The organism is Pseudovibrio sp. POLY-S9 (assembly GCF_001431305.1).
Lineage (GTDB): Bacteria > Pseudomonadota > Alphaproteobacteria > Rhizobiales > Stappiaceae > Pseudovibrio.
Genome location: NZ_LCWX01000237.1, coordinates 282,775 through 296,038, shown reverse-complemented (window position 1 = coordinate 296,038; position 13,264 = coordinate 282,775). Strand labels below are relative to the sequence as shown.

Below are 13,264 nucleotides of genomic sequence, written 5' to 3'. Positions count from 1 at the left end.
GCCGCCATCAAACTCTAGTGTGCAGCTTTCAGCCTTCTCAAGGCGTACCAGAGCACACCAACCACCAGCGGAACAGATGCGGCCATACCAACAGCCGGATCAAGCGGGGAGCCAACAGCCTTGGCGCCCTTCAAAGCGTATCCGATCAGGCTGATGACGTAGTAAGAGATTGCTGCAATCGAAAGCCCTTCCACCGTCTGCTGCAATCGAAGTTGAAATTTTGCACGCTGATCCATCGACTTCAGTAAGTCTCGGTTTTGTCGTTCAAGCTCCACATCCACCCGGGCGCGCAACAGGCCGACAGCTCGTGTCAGCTTTCGCGAAAGGTTGGCTTGTCGCTCTTCAATAGCACGGCACGTCTGCATAGCTGGCGCGAGCCGCCGGTTGAGAAACCGCCCGATCATGTCGTAACCAGAGACGTTGCTCTCCCCAAGAGTGTCCAGACGCCGCCCGACAATATCGGAATAGGCCCGTGTTGCCCCAAACCGGAAAAGGCTTTCCATCGCAGAAGCTTCCAGATCTGCCGCAAGAGAAGAAAGATCTGCCAGCAGCTCCTCGTTATGCGCCAGAGAATGTGCTTCTGCGTCTCCTGAATTGCGCAGTTGAGCGGTTATGCCCACGAGTTCCTGCTCAATGCGGCTTACAACGATCTGCTGCTTCCGCGCTTCATAAAGCCCCAACAAAGAGAGAGTCCGGTAAGTCTCCAGTTCCAGAACACGCCGCACGGTTGCTCCCAGTTCCAACGGAGACAGCCCATGATCCAGCAGCAGAAACGAAACAATGCCATCATCACCGGCCTTGAAGTCGGTGACCAGCGTTGCACGTCCTTCAATGATTTGGGAAACACTCAGGCTTGCCAGATCAAACCCATCAGACAGATCTCCAGCCTCGGGATGTTCCGCAGCTTTTATCGTAAGCTGAACGGCTGCAATCAGTTGCCCCGGAGGGTTGAGCTGGCCCTTGGCAAAGAGAGCAACATCTTGTGCGCGAAAGCTTGAGGGAAGAGGCTGTTCTACAGCATAGGTAGAAAACTCGCTGTGTTGCTCCCAGCGTAAAGAATAGCCTTCAAAGGCCTGATGCAGATAGTGCTCTGAGGCTTTTGAAGTGGTGCTCGTTTCCTCTGAGATGAAACGAAGCACAGCTTGCTGTTCTGCTTGCTTGTTATCCTGTTCGACCATGAAGGCATATTGCAGAATTTGCCACTCCCCATGCATGGGGACGAAGGGCCGGGCATGAACTTCTGCAAGAATGGCCTGGCGCAGCGGATGTTCGGGAAGGTGCCGCGCAGTACAAGGCTCCTCCAACATGTCATCAATCTTACCCAAAGCGTGCCCCTCATGGTTTTCAAGCCAGAAAGTCCAAGTGTGAAGCAGGCAACTCTGGTGATCTACATAAAAATACGTATTGCGCCGGATTGTCGCAGAAGGAGCCGGAGACGTTGCAATCAAGATGAAAACTAACTCGAATTCTTCCTGTTCAGCACAGCTAACCATAAGAATTGTAAAGTACACACTGCTCCCGAAATATCACTTTTTGAGGATTTGAAATGAAAACGCCACTTGTTGCGATCCTGCTGGCCTGTTCCGCATCCTATGCTTCGGCAGAGACTGATTTCCCTCAAAAAAACAACAGATGGTTTGAGGCTGCAGAGGCGGAGATTGAGAGCAAACTCGCTCAGCAGCCGACCACCAAACCGGCCAAAAACATCATTTTGATGATCGCGGATGGCAACGGCATCTCAACAAACTATGCAACGCGGGTCTTTCAGGGACAGCAAAATGGATTGCTGGGCGAAGAAAATGTTCTGCCAAAAGAGGCATTTCCTCACAGCGCACTGGTCAAAACCTACAATGTGAACGCCCAAACGCCAGATTCTGCGGGAACCGGAACAGCGTTCCATTCAGGCGTGAAGACCAAAGCCGGTGTCCTCGGGGTTGATGAAACACTGAATGTTGGTGACTGCTCGGCTGTCGAAAGCGCCAGTGTCGCAAGCATTGCAGAAGTGATGGCTGCAGAAGGCAAGGCGGTCGGCATCATCTCAACAGCAAGCCTCACGGACGCAACACCAGCCTCAGCCTATGCCCACGTCGCCAGTCGCAGGTTTGAAGACGATTCTGACGTGCCGGAGGGATGCGATGTGCCGGATATCGCATCACAGCTGCTTGAGCAGATCAAGAACGGCACCATTGACATCGCTTTCGGAGGAGGGCAGCGCCATATGCTGCCTGAAACCAAAAAGACCATCGAGGGCACTGCTGGAAATCGCAAGGATGGACGCAACCTGATCGAAGAAGCCAAGGCGTTTGGCGCCTCTTATGCCTGGAATGAGGCCTCCTTTAATGATCTTGATCCTTCTGGAGACAAACCTGTCCTTGGCGTCTTCGCAGCAAATCATATGCAGTATGAGTATGATCGAAAAGACCAGCCCTCCCTGGCCGAAATGGTGAAATGGACCATCGAAGCGTTGCAGGATAATGAAAACGGCTTCTATCTCACGGTAGAAGGTGGTCGTGTCGATCACGCCAATCATGCCGGAAATCTCTATCGCGCCCTCACAGACGGTGTCGCATTTGCAGACGCTGTCGCCATGGCGAAAGAAATGACCAGCGATCAGGACACTCTGATCATCGTCACTGCGGATCATGCCCATACTTTGTCGTTCAACGGCTATTGCGGACGCGGTACGCCGATCAACGGGCTGTGCATGGGCATCGACAATAACGGCGTCAAACACACCAATGAAATGCACCTGATGCTGGACGGAAAACCATACTCTGTCGCCAGCTATCTCAATGGTCCCGGCTCAATTCTCACAGAAGAAAACAACTGGTTCGGCACGCGTTCAGTGTTGTCACAGGAAGAGGCAACAGACCCAGACTTCAAACAGCAATCCTTGCTTCCAACGCCCTCAGAAACCCATTCGGGAGAAGATGTTGCGGTCTATGCAAGAGGTCCATGGGCGCACTTGTTTGATGGTACAATCGAGCAGAATTACATCTTCAATGTCATGAACTACGCTGCAAACGCCAAAAACCGCTAGCATGATAAGGAAGTGTTGTCGTGATGCTTGGTTATATCATGTAAGCGGCGATCGTTAACTTCAGCCTGAGCCCGCGGAATTTTATCGGGGGTTCAGACCAGTTTTGCCTCGAAATGCACACTGACCTGACGTAGGTTTCGGGCTCATTTGATAACTGTGAGTTCCGATGATTGAGTTCGAAAAGAATTTGGAAGCGGCGCTGAAAGCGCATGATCAGAGTGACGATGCCAGCCACGACCTCTACCATGCGCGCCGCGTAAAACTGGCAGCGCTGGACATCGCTCAGCGTCGCGGTGAGGGCGATGAGGAGGTGCTGATCGCAGCTGCCTACTTGCATGATCTGGTCAATGTCCCCAAGAACTCTCCGGACCGTGCAAAGGCTTCCAAGCTGTCAGCTGATGCCGCTGAACCGATCCTGATTGAGCTGGGTGTTTCAGCAGCAAAAATCGAGAAGATCAAGCACGCCATTGAAGCACATAGCTTTTCAGCTGAAATCGAGCCGCAAACGATTGAAGCCAAGATCCTTCAGGACGCAGATCGTCTGGAATCCCTCGGCGCAATCGGCATTGCCCGCACTTTCTATATCGCCAAAACCATGAACTCTAACCTGTTCCATGGTGGCGACCTGTTCGCCAGCGACCGCGACCTCGACGACAAGACATTCGGCGTCGATCATTTCGCGCTCAAACTGCTCAAACTGCACAAAACCATGCAGACCAAGGAAGGCCGTGAAGTCGCGCGCGAACGCACCGACTACATGATTGGCTTCCTGAAGCAGCTGGCCGCCGAAACAGGTTTTACCTATCCGGAAGGCGATGACCTTTGGATCGAAGAGGAAGCACCGAAAGTCGCGTCCTGAGAACTCAGTCCTGATAAGATTTGAGAGCTGGGAATGTGATGTCCGGATCCTGGATGGTCTGCTCAAACGGGCCGTCCGGGTGCAACATCGTCTTTAGCAGATTTGCTCCCAGCAAAGCACCGGCCTGCCGAATATCCTCGCTGATATTGTCGATCTGTGAATCAATCTGATGCAGCGTTTGTGAACTTGATTTCACAACCGCATCAAAATCCCGCCCACGCTCTTTGCCTGCCTGCCGATACCCGTTCGCAATCGCAAGGAAAGAGGTCTCACCAGGGCAGATAAATCCATCCGGTGCATCGCTTGTCCTGGCAATCGTCTGTGCCCATTCAAAAATCTCAGGCATATCTGAATCAAGGTTGATGCCCTCAGGAATGTAGCACTGCAAACCTTCTTGCCGAATAGCCCGCATATACCCGTAATTCAGATGCTGATGGAACGTAAAATGGTTGGGCGGTAGAATAACGCAAATCCTGCGCCGCCCTTTTTGCATCAACCGCAAGACAGATTCGTAAGCGAACTTCTCGTTGTCATAATCCACATATGAGTGTTGATAGCCGAATTCAGTTCGCCCATGTGTGGTGAACGGAAAACTGCGCTCCCTCAAAAAACGCACCCGCTCATCAAAAGGTCGCGTCCGCGAAAAGATGATTCCGTCAGCCAGTTTGTTGCGCACAATGTATTCAACAGGCTCAATCGGATCACCGCCAAGGAACTGCGGTGTCACATTAAGGTGGTAGTCCGTCCCAGCCAATGCATGAGCCACACCTGTGATCAGCGAGTTCCCAAACCCCAGAATTTCGTTATGGGGGTCAAGAATCAGTGAGATTACTTTAGTCTTTCCGGTGCGTAATCTTTGCGCAGCACGGTCCGGAACATAGCCGATTTCTTCAGCAACTTTACTTACGCGCAGCCGGGTTGCCTGTGCAATCTTTTCATCACCCTGAAGTGCCCGCGAGACAGTTGTCACCGCAAGGCCGGTGATCTCCGCGATTGTCTTCTGCGTAGGTTTCGAGGTGGAATGAGTGGAGGAATTTGGCGGTTTTTGTGTCGACATGTGAAGCCAGTTACCTCCCGTAAAACAGTTAGATCTTCGTTATAACGATACAACATAATAGGTGAGTATCATTTGATACAAAAAAGATCATTCAAGTCAATGGGTTCACTTTTTGCATTGACAGATCCGATATTTGTAACGTTATAAGTACTATGTTAGTCGTATTTTTGTGTAGAAATTTTAAGTTGTGATCGGGAGGCAACACATGCACAAACTACTAGTAAAAACCACATCGGCTCTGGCTCTGTTGGCAGCAACAGCTGCTCCATCTTTGGCAGCAGACGTGGAAGTCCTGCATTGGTGGACAGCAGGTGGCGAGGCAGCTGCGCTTAACGTTCTTAAGCAGGATCTGGAAACTCAGGGCATTGGCTGGGCAGATATGCCTGTTGCTGGTGGCGGCGGCGAAAGCGCAATGACTGTTTTGCGTGCACGCGTAACCGCTGGTAACGCACCAACAGCCGTTCAGATGCTTGGGTTCGACATTCAGGACTGGGCAAAAGAAGGCGCTCTGGCAGACCTCAACGCTGTTGCAGCGAAAGAAGGCTGGGACGAAGTTGTACCTGCAGCACTTCAGCGCTTTGCAAAGTACGATGGCAAGTGGATTGCTGCGCCGGTAAACGTACACTCAACCAACTGGGTATGGGCAAACAAAGCAGTTCTGGACGCAAACGGCATTGCAACTCCAACCACTTGGGAAGAGTTCACTGCAGCACTTGAGAAGCTGAAAGCAGCTGGCGTAACGCCGCTCGCACACGGCGGTCAGGCTTGGCAGGATGCAACTCTGTTTGATGCAATCGTCATGGCCACCGGTGGAGCAGACTTCTATAAAGCTGCCTTCATTGATCTGGACGAAGCTGCTCTTGGTTCCGACACCATGAAGGAAGCGTTTGATCGCATGTCCGTTCTGCGTGCAAACGTAGATGACAACTTCTCTGGTCGTGACTGGAACCTTGCAACTGCAATGGTCATCAACGGTGAAGCTGGCTTCCAGATGATGGGTGACTGGGCAAAAGGTGAGTTCCTCGGTGCTGGCAAAAAGCCAGGCGAAGACTTCCTCTGCTTCCGTTTCCCTGGCACTCAGGACAAGGTAACCTTCAACGCTGACCAGTTCGCTATGTTCGATCAGGGCGGTGAAGTGTCTAAAGAGCAGGCTGCCCTTGCAAGCGCAATCCTGTCTCCTGCCTTCCAGTCTGCATTCAACGTGGTGAAGGGCTCCGTTCCTGCACGCACAGACGTTTCCGACGAAGCGTTTGATGCATGTGCAAAACAGGGCATGAAAGATCTGGCTGCAGCTGCTGCAAGCGGCAACCTTTACGGTTCCATGGCACACGGCCACTCTGCACCAGCATCTGTTAAAAACGCCATTTATGACGTTGTAACAGCACACTTTAACGGTGAGTTCGATTCCGCTACCGCTGTTGATGAGCTGGTAGACGCTGTCTCCATCGCTAAGTAATTTTAAGTGGGGCCGACGATGTGTTGGCCCCATTTTTCCCAAAACAACATAGAATCTGGGGGCAGGGATCATGGTCGATCAGACCAACTCATCCGTTGCCATGGCCGCTGACTATGCGACGCCAACGGCAGTAAAACCGGACCTGCGGACAAGACTCCAAAATCTCATTCCCAAACTGGTGTTATCACCCTCGTTGGCTTTGATCTTGGTCTTTGTCTATGGATTTATCATTTTCTCCGTATACCTTTCCTTCACAGGAAGCCGTATTCTGCCAGTCTATGACTGGGTCGGACTGGAGAACTATGAAAAGCTGTTCCGGCTACGGCATTGGTCCATTGCCATCAAAAACCTTGGCATTTTTGCAGGTTTGTATATCGCAGTCTGCACAGCTATCGGCTTGGGTCTTGCGATTCTTCTGGACCAGAAGATCCGCGGAGAAGGCTTCTTGCGTCCAATCTTCCTGTATCCGATGGCACTCAGCTTCATCGTAACGGGAACAGCATGGAAGTGGTTTCTCGATCCGGGCATCGGCCTTGAGCACACAATGCACTTATGGGGCTGGGAGAGCTTCGAGTTTAACTGGATCAAGGACCGTAACTTCGCCATCTACACGGTTGTGATTGCAGCTGTCTGGCAAACAAGTGGCTTCGTTATGGCCATGTTCCTTGCCGGATTGCGTGGCATCGACAACGAAATCCTGAAGGCCGCACAAATCGACGGGGCATCCAACTGGAACATGTACCGCCGGATCATTATCCCGCAACTGCGTCCAGCCTTCCTGTCAGCTTTCGTGATCCTGTCTCACCTTGCAATTAAGTCCTACGACCTTGTCGTGGCATTGACGGGCGGTGGACCGGGCAGAGCGACGGAAGTACCAGCGACCTTCATGTATTCCTACACCTTTACCCGCAACCAGATGGGCATTGGCGCCAGCTCCGCTGTTATCATGCTCATGACCATCGCTGCGATTATGGTGCCTTACCTTTATGCCGAACTGCGGGAGAAAAAATAATGTCCGTAGCCTCGACAGATAATGCCATCAGCACAGGGCGCATCACCCGCGCATTCATTTACCTGATGCTGATCCTGTTCGCGACATTCTACCTGCTGCCGTTTGGCATTATGGTTCTCAACTCCGTTAAGCCTCTTTCAGAGATCACTGGCGGAAACATGATGTCACTGCCTCAGGTCTTCACGCTGGAACCCTGGTTTAAAGCCTGGAACAGCGCGCAAATCGGCGTAGAACCTACAGGTCTGAAGCCGTACTTCTGGAACTCTCTCAAGATGGTGTTTCCGGCAGTTACGATCTCAACCGTTCTGGGTGCTTTGAACGGCTACGTGCTGACCAAATGGCGCTTTAAGGGCGATACAATCCTGTTCGGTCTGATGCTGTTTGCCTGCTTCATTCCATTCCAGATCGTTTTGATCCCAATGGCGCGTGTGCTTGGCTTCCTCGGCATTGCAGGGTCAACACCGGGTCTGGTGCTGGTGCATGTGGTTTACGGCCTCGGCTTCACCACGCTGTACTTCAGGAACTACTATCAGGTGTTCCCGACAGAGCTGATCCGCGCAGCTCAGATTGATGGGGCAGGGTTCTTCCGCATCTTCTGGCGCATCATGCTGCCAAGTTCCGGTCCAATCATTGTTGTTTCTGTCATCTGGCAGTTCACCAACATCTGGAACGACTTCCTGTTTGGTGCCTCGTTTGCTGATCTGGACAGCCAGCCAATGACGGTTGCGCTGAACAACCTCGTCAGTTCGTCAACGGGCGTCAAAGAATATAACGTTCATTTTGCCGGAGCGATCCTCGCCGCATTGCCGACACTGCTCGTGTACATCGTGGCTGGCCGCTACTTCGTAAGAGGCCTGATGGCCGGATCGGTGAAGGGATAAGACCTATGAGCTTTCTGAAAATCAACAATGCGACCAAGTCTTACGGCTCAACCAAGGTGCTTCACAACATCGATATCGACGTGCAGGAAGGGGAATTCCTCGTGCTCGTCGGGCCGTCCGGTTGCGGAAAATCCACTCTGCTCAACATGATTGCCGGTCTGGAGGATATCACCTCCGGCACCATCGCCATCAAGGGGCAGACCATGAACGGGGTACACCCGTCCAAGCGCAACATCGCAATGGTGTTCCAGTCCTATGCTTTGTACCCGAACATGACGGTCGGTCAAAACATCACGTTCGGTCTGGAAATGCACGGCGTTGCTAAGCCTGCGCGCGAAAAGGCAATGAGCGACGTTGCCGAGATGCTGCAGATCAAACCGCTGTTGGATCGCAAGCCGGGCCAGCTCTCCGGCGGTCAGCGCCAGCGTGTGGCCATGGGCCGTGCATTGGTGCGTGATCCGGATGTGTTCCTGTTTGATGAGCCGCTCTCCAACCTTGATGCGAAACTGCGCGTTGATATGCGCACGGAGATCAAGAAACTGCACCAAAAGCTTGGAACAACCATTGTTTACGTGACACACGATCAGATTGAGGCAATGACGCTGTCCACGCGCATTGCTGTCATGAACGGCGGGTACGTGCAGCAGTTGGGCACGCCAAAAGAGATCTATGACAACCCGGCAAACCTGTTTGTCGCCAGCTTCATGGGCTCTCCAAGCATGAACCTTGTTCCAGCTAAGGTTGTTGCTAGTGGTGATGGCATCTTCGCGCAGCTTCCAACGGGCCTCAGTGATCAGGTGAACCTCAAGTTCTCCAATCCGACCGAAGCTTTGAAAGGTTTTGATCAGAAGCAAATCGTGCTGGGCATCCGTCCAGAAGCGATCACCGACCCTGAAGGTGCTGACCGCAAGGCAAACCACATCGAGCAGATCACAAACCGCGTCATCGTAACGGAGCCAGCTGGTTCTGATACCTACGTGATGTCATCTCTCGGCGGCAAAGACTGCAATGCACGCATGCGTGCGGATGCACAGGTCGTTGCCGGGCAGGACGTGCCATTCGCGATCAATATGGACAAAGCCATCCCGTTTGATCCTTCCTCAGAAATGCGCATCGCGTAAGTCTCAGGAAAACACGAGTTCAAAGCCGGGGTGGAAACACTCCGGCTTTTTTGCATCAATGTTCCAGCTCTGCAATCTTCTCATCCATCAGAGCGTGCCATTCAGGCTGGGTGACCTCAACAATCTCATAGTTCCCCATAGCGACACTGCAAAAGATCACGTCTACCGGCAGATCCCGCAGGTTGCGCAGTGAAGTGGCGAGCTCTTGCTTGTTGCCGCCATAACTGGACATGATCAGTGTTTTGAAACGACCATTGTCCAGATAGATCGTGTCACCGGTAAATAGGTAATTATTGCCAGTGGGGGAGGGGTAATAGAAGCACAGGTTGTTGTCCGTATGCCCCGGAGTGTAAATCGCCTGAAATCCGTCAGAGCCCACAAATGGCCCTGAACCCCTTAAAAGCAAATCTGGCTGGACATCTCCTCTAAAGAACTTCTGAATGTTTTCATGTCCGATCAGCGTTGCACCAAGAACGAACTTCAGCTCGCTCAAACCCTCAGTGATCTCGTGATTGTGCGTGAGGTAATGCTCATTGACCCCACCTAACTCGCGCAACTGCACCGCCTCATCCAAATTCTCAAAGGCTGTGATTAGGATGTTTCTGGCTGGCGTTTTTAAAAAATATGCATGCGAGAGGAGTGTTCCGAACCGCTTTTCGAGCGGGACTTGCCACAGGTCCGCGTAAATCTTGTTCATCTGCCATTCCTTATTGGGTCTTGATTACTGTCATGATCTCTTCTAATTCCTCAAGTAATGTTGAGGTCAAGGCGAAAAATAGAGGAATGACAATGGTCTCCTTGCAAGGGTTAACCGTCGGGCAGGTTGCAGAGCGCAGTGGCATCGCAGTCTCTGCTGTTCACTTCTATGAGGAAAAGGGGCTCATCAGCTCCTGGCGCAACAACGCAAACCATAGAAGATACTCCGCAGCCGTCCTGCGTAAGATCGCCGTGATCAAGGCCGCGCAAAAGCTGGGCGTGTCTCTAAAGGAAATCAAAGCGGCCATGGATCAACTGCCCAACGAGAAGAAGATCTCGGCAGCGGATTGGGCCAAACTCTCCACGTGGTGGCAGCAGGATCTGGACAACCGCATTGCAGAACTTCAGGACCTGAGAGCAGGCCTTGATGAGTGCATCGGCTGCGGTTGTCTCTCCCTGACCGACTGCCATCTCCTTAATCCTGAAGACAAACTCAGCAGTGATGGGGCAGGCGCCCACTTACTCGGGTGGCGTCGGAAAATGCCGGCAGAAGAACACTGACTCAGCGGCATCAATCATCTGCAGTTATGAGCTGAATCTGATTCAGAACTTTAACTGCACGAAATTACAGCAGGGCAGTCCCCACACTCATCCCACCACAGACAAACAGCGTCTGCCCTGTGATGAAGCTGGACTTGGGATCGGCAAAGAACATAAAGGCATTGGTGATGTCCTCCACCGTGCCGATGCGGCCAACAGGAATGCCATCCGCCAGCTTTTGCTCCTGTTCACTGCCCTTTGGGATAATGCCCCAGAAGTTGTCTGTTTTCACCGGACCCGGCGCCACCACATTCACCGTAATCTGATGTTGCGCCAATTCCAGCGCCCACGTCCGCGCCATGCCAATCATACCAGCCTTGGAGGCACTATACGCCGTCCGTGTCTTTGCTCCCAAAGCAGCACGGGAACCGTTAAACAGCACGCGCCCGAACTGATTGGCCTTCATGCTCGGCAAAAACGCTTTGAGAAGTGTCAGCGCTGACCCCAGATGAAGCTGGGCAAGTCCGGCAATATCCTCAGCCTCGGCATCCTCAATCAGGTTGGGGAAGATAAGCCCCGCATTGTGAATGAGATGCGTCACGTCATGCTCAGCCGCAATCGCCTCAGCAGCAGCGCTCACTTGCGCCTGATCCAACAAGTCAGTCTGATGAAAGTGCAGCTTCGGGTGCTCAAACTCAGGCTCACGGCGCGACAGGCATATGACCGTGTAGCCAGCCTCCAGCATTTCATGAGCCAAAGCAGCCCCAATGCCCTTGTTGCCGCCTGTGATGACCGCTATGAAATCTTCAGACATCAACGGCCTCCCTTCGGCACCAGCGCCAGAACGCGCAGCGGACTACCTGTCCCGTTTTTGATCTTCAACGGGGCACATAAGATCATGGCACCCGTAGCGGGCAACTGGTCCAGATTACACATGCATTGCAAGCCATACTTGCCAGCTCCGTGCAGATAAAAATGCGCCGGATAGGGCGGCGTATAGTGCACACCTTGGCCCGCATCCGTCCCCACAGTCTCAGTGCCAAACCCGCGAATGTTGCGTTCCTCAATCAGAAACCGAACAGCCTCAGGCGTTGGCCCGGGAGAATGCGGCCCGTCATCGTGCATATTCAGATAAGCCGCACCACGGCGCTTGCTCCAGTCCGTGCGCATAAACACCCAGCTGTCCGCCGGAATGCGCCCGTGTTCGGCTTCCCAAGCAGCAATGATCTCCGGCGTCAGCTCAAAATCATCATTCAGCGCAGACCCTTCAGAGCAATCGATCACCACCACCGGCCCGACAAAGTGTTCAGGGGGAATGGAGTCCACCGTGTTGTTGGGTAAATCCCTGCCGGAAATCCAATGGATCGGCGCATCAAAATGCGTGCCTGTGTGTTCAGAACAGGTGAAGGTGTTCCACTTCCACGCTGGACCGCGATGATCATAGGCGGAGATCTCTTCCATGCGAAAGCGCGCGCACTGGCCAAACTCGGGGGGCAGAACGATCACGGGAAAATCTGGATCAAGCGTATGCGTCAGGTCCACCACTTCCACATCACCGGAAAGCAAAGCAGAGCTCAGCAGCTCAACCGGGTTCGCCAGTTTCTCTTTCAAGGCTTCCATGGTCACAGTGCCTCCAGACTTGTCATTTCTTTTTCAAGCACCTTCGGGCTCTCCATGAACTTACGCCGGATGTCCTTGGCAATGTCACCCACATACACATCCTCCAGCCCTGCTTGCAGAGCTTTCACCAGCTCCCGCGCCAACGCACCCGCAGGCACCTTGGGCGGTGGCAAAGGTTGATGCCATTCATCCTCAGTCGGCCCGCAATACACATTCACCACCCGCACACCAGAGGCCGCCATCTCCGCCCGCAAACATTGTGAGAGCGAATGCGCGGCTGCATTGGAGGCGGAGAAGCTGCCAAAGCCGGGGTTGCTGACCAGCGAGTAGACGGAGAGCACGTTCACCCACGCCACCGCGCTGTTCACCCCATCCGCACTGCGTCCGGCCATGGCAGGGGCAAAGGCCTGCGCAAGCCGCATCATGCCGAAATAGTTGACCTGCATCTCATCCATAGCAAAGCCCACATCACCGCGGCCCTGAATGCCACCGGGCCGCACAAAGCGGGCATTGTTGATCAGAATATCGACCTTGCCACCAAACTCGCCTGCAAGCTCCTGAACGGAGGAAGTGTCAGTCACATCTAAAGAAACCAGTTCAACACCTTGAAGAGACTCAAGTTTGGCGCGATCAGGGTAGGGGCGCCAACTCTCAGCCTCTCCAACAAACACCACAGAAGCTCCAGCCTCCAGCAGGCTCTTTGCCAGCGCATACGCATTCGGATTGCGTGCATCTGTGATTAGAATGCGTCGGAACTTCGGATCACAAGTCAATTCACGAAGCTGCATATCATCCTCCTGCAACGGGGCTTTCTCCATGGGCAACGCCAGCAAAACGCTCTGCCCGGATTTATCGAGCCGGTTGATCAACTGCACCTCATCCCCCACCGCCACCTCACTGTGAAGGTGACACATAACGGAGGGGCCAATCTCCAGATGCACCGTCCCAAGCCGCCATGGTGTCCGCTCACGGAAATACGTGT

13 protein-coding genes are annotated in these 13,264 nt (G+C 53.1%); 7 read left to right on the top strand and 6 right to left on the bottom strand.

The window, feature by feature from the left end; translation table 11 throughout:
- Nucleotides 1-14 precede the first annotated feature (14 nt).
- Nucleotides 15-1,325, bottom strand: coding sequence for a DUF3422 domain-containing protein (locus tag PPL9_RS25335; RefSeq protein WP_057465400.1), 1,311 nt, complete (start codon nt 1,323-1,325; stop codon nt 15-17).
- Nucleotides 1,326-1,546: 221 nt separating this feature from the next.
- On the opposite strand from PPL9_RS25335, the gene PPL9_RS25330 reads away from it, so the two are divergent.
- Together PPL9_RS25330 and PPL9_RS25325 are read left to right on the top strand one after the other, a co-directional pair.
- Nucleotides 1,547-3,040 (top strand): alkaline phosphatase, encoded by a 1,494-nt coding sequence (locus PPL9_RS25330; RefSeq protein ID WP_057465296.1) that lies wholly within the window; start codon nt 1,547-1,549, stop codon nt 3,038-3,040.
- A gap of 166 nt (nt 3,041-3,206) precedes the next feature.
- Entirely contained in the window at nt 3,207-3,899 is a 693-nt protein-coding gene (locus tag PPL9_RS25325; RefSeq protein ID WP_057465294.1) for an HD domain-containing protein, read from the top strand.
- A gap of 4 nt (nt 3,900-3,903) precedes the next feature.
- Here PPL9_RS25325 and PPL9_RS25320 read toward each other — a convergent pair whose 3' ends face one another.
- Complete coding sequence (locus tag PPL9_RS25320) at nt 3,904-4,956, bottom strand: LacI family transcriptional regulator (RefSeq protein ID WP_057465293.1); 1,053 nt, start codon at nt 4,954-4,956, stop codon at nt 3,904-3,906.
- 205 nt (nt 4,957-5,161) lie between these two features.
- Here PPL9_RS25320 and PPL9_RS25315 point away from each other — a divergent pair, with 205 nt between their 5' ends.
- The 4 genes from PPL9_RS25315 to ugpC all read left to right on the top strand — a co-directional run bounded on the left by PPL9_RS25315 (nt 5,162) and on the right by ugpC (nt 9,426).
- Entirely contained in the window at nt 5,162-6,412 is a 1,251-nt protein-coding gene (locus PPL9_RS25315; RefSeq protein ID WP_057465291.1) for an ABC transporter substrate-binding protein, read from the top strand.
- 100 nt (nt 6,413-6,512) lie between these two features.
- The gene (locus PPL9_RS25310) at nt 6,513-7,424 is read left to right on the top strand and encodes a sugar ABC transporter permease (protein ID WP_057465399.1); all 912 of its coding nucleotides are present in this window, start codon (nt 6,513-6,515) and stop codon (nt 7,422-7,424) included.
- Nucleotides 7,424-8,305 (top strand): carbohydrate ABC transporter permease, encoded by an 882-nt coding sequence (locus PPL9_RS25305; RefSeq protein ID WP_057465290.1) that lies wholly within the window; start codon nt 7,424-7,426, stop codon nt 8,303-8,305. The genes PPL9_RS25310 and PPL9_RS25305 overlap by 1 nt, the downstream gene beginning before the upstream one ends.
- A 5-nt stretch (nt 8,306-8,310) precedes the next feature.
- Entirely contained in the window at nt 8,311-9,426 is a 1,116-nt protein-coding gene (gene ugpC, locus PPL9_RS25300; RefSeq protein ID WP_057465288.1) for a sn-glycerol-3-phosphate ABC transporter ATP-binding protein UgpC, read from the top strand.
- 55 nt (nt 9,427-9,481) lie between these two features.
- Here ugpC and PPL9_RS25295 read toward each other — a convergent pair whose 3' ends face one another.
- Nucleotides 9,482-10,123 (bottom strand): MBL fold metallo-hydrolase, encoded by a 642-nt coding sequence (locus PPL9_RS25295; protein ID WP_057465287.1) that lies wholly within the window; start codon nt 10,121-10,123, stop codon nt 9,482-9,484.
- Nucleotides 10,124-10,215: 92 nt separating this feature from the next.
- On the opposite strand from PPL9_RS25295, the gene soxR reads away from it, so the two are divergent.
- Complete coding sequence (gene soxR / locus PPL9_RS25290; RefSeq protein ID WP_082597108.1) at nt 10,216-10,683, top strand: redox-sensitive transcriptional activator SoxR; 468 nt, start codon at nt 10,216-10,218, stop codon at nt 10,681-10,683.
- Nucleotides 10,684-10,747: 64 nt separating this feature from the next.
- Here soxR and PPL9_RS25285 read toward each other — a convergent pair whose 3' ends face one another.
- The 3 genes from PPL9_RS25285 to PPL9_RS25275 all read right to left on the bottom strand — a co-directional run.
- Nucleotides 10,748-11,476, bottom strand: coding sequence for an SDR family oxidoreductase (locus PPL9_RS25285; protein ID WP_057465285.1), 729 nt, complete (start codon nt 11,474-11,476; stop codon nt 10,748-10,750).
- Complete coding sequence (locus PPL9_RS25280) at nt 11,476-12,282, bottom strand: cyclase family protein (protein WP_057465284.1); 807 nt, start codon at nt 12,280-12,282, stop codon at nt 11,476-11,478. Before PPL9_RS25280 ends, PPL9_RS25285 begins: the two co-directional genes overlap by 1 nt.
- Before the next feature lie 2 nt (nt 12,283-12,284).
- The coding region (locus PPL9_RS25275) for an SDR family NAD(P)-dependent oxidoreductase (protein WP_208989628.1) at nt 12,285-13,264 on the bottom strand (980 nt) is incomplete at its 5' end.

What these genes read in the sequence shown, in the direction of transcription:
- PPL9_RS25325 (WP_057465294.1), top strand. Translation starts at nt 3,207, where the DNA reads ATGATTGAGTTCGAAAAGAATTTGGAAGCGGCGCTGAAAGCGCATGAT.
- PPL9_RS25295 (WP_057465287.1), bottom strand. Translation starts at nt 10,123, where the DNA reads ATGAACAAGATTTACGCGGACCTGTGGCAAGTCCCGCTCGAAAAGCGG.
- PPL9_RS25320 (WP_057465293.1), bottom strand. Translation starts at nt 4,956, where the DNA reads ATGTCGACACAAAAACCGCCAAATTCCTCCACTCATTCCACCTCGAAA.
- PPL9_RS25330 (WP_057465296.1), top strand. Translation starts at nt 1,547, where the DNA reads ATGAAAACGCCACTTGTTGCGATCCTGCTGGCCTGTTCCGCATCCTAT.
- soxR (WP_082597108.1), top strand. Translation starts at nt 10,216, where the DNA reads ATGGTCTCCTTGCAAGGGTTAACCGTCGGGCAGGTTGCAGAGCGCAGT.
- ugpC (WP_057465288.1), top strand. Translation starts at nt 8,311, where the DNA reads ATGAGCTTTCTGAAAATCAACAATGCGACCAAGTCTTACGGCTCAACC.
- PPL9_RS25315 (WP_057465291.1), top strand. Translation starts at nt 5,162, where the DNA reads ATGCACAAACTACTAGTAAAAACCACATCGGCTCTGGCTCTGTTGGCA.
- PPL9_RS25305 (WP_057465290.1), top strand. Translation starts at nt 7,424, where the DNA reads ATGTCCGTAGCCTCGACAGATAATGCCATCAGCACAGGGCGCATCACC.
- PPL9_RS25285 (WP_057465285.1), bottom strand. Translation starts at nt 11,476, where the DNA reads ATGTCTGAAGATTTCATAGCGGTCATCACAGGCGGCAACAAGGGCATT.
- PPL9_RS25280 (WP_057465284.1), bottom strand. Translation starts at nt 12,282, where the DNA reads ATGGAAGCCTTGAAAGAGAAACTGGCGAACCCGGTTGAGCTGCTGAGC.
- PPL9_RS25310 (WP_057465399.1), top strand. Translation starts at nt 6,513, where the DNA reads ATGGCCGCTGACTATGCGACGCCAACGGCAGTAAAACCGGACCTGCGG.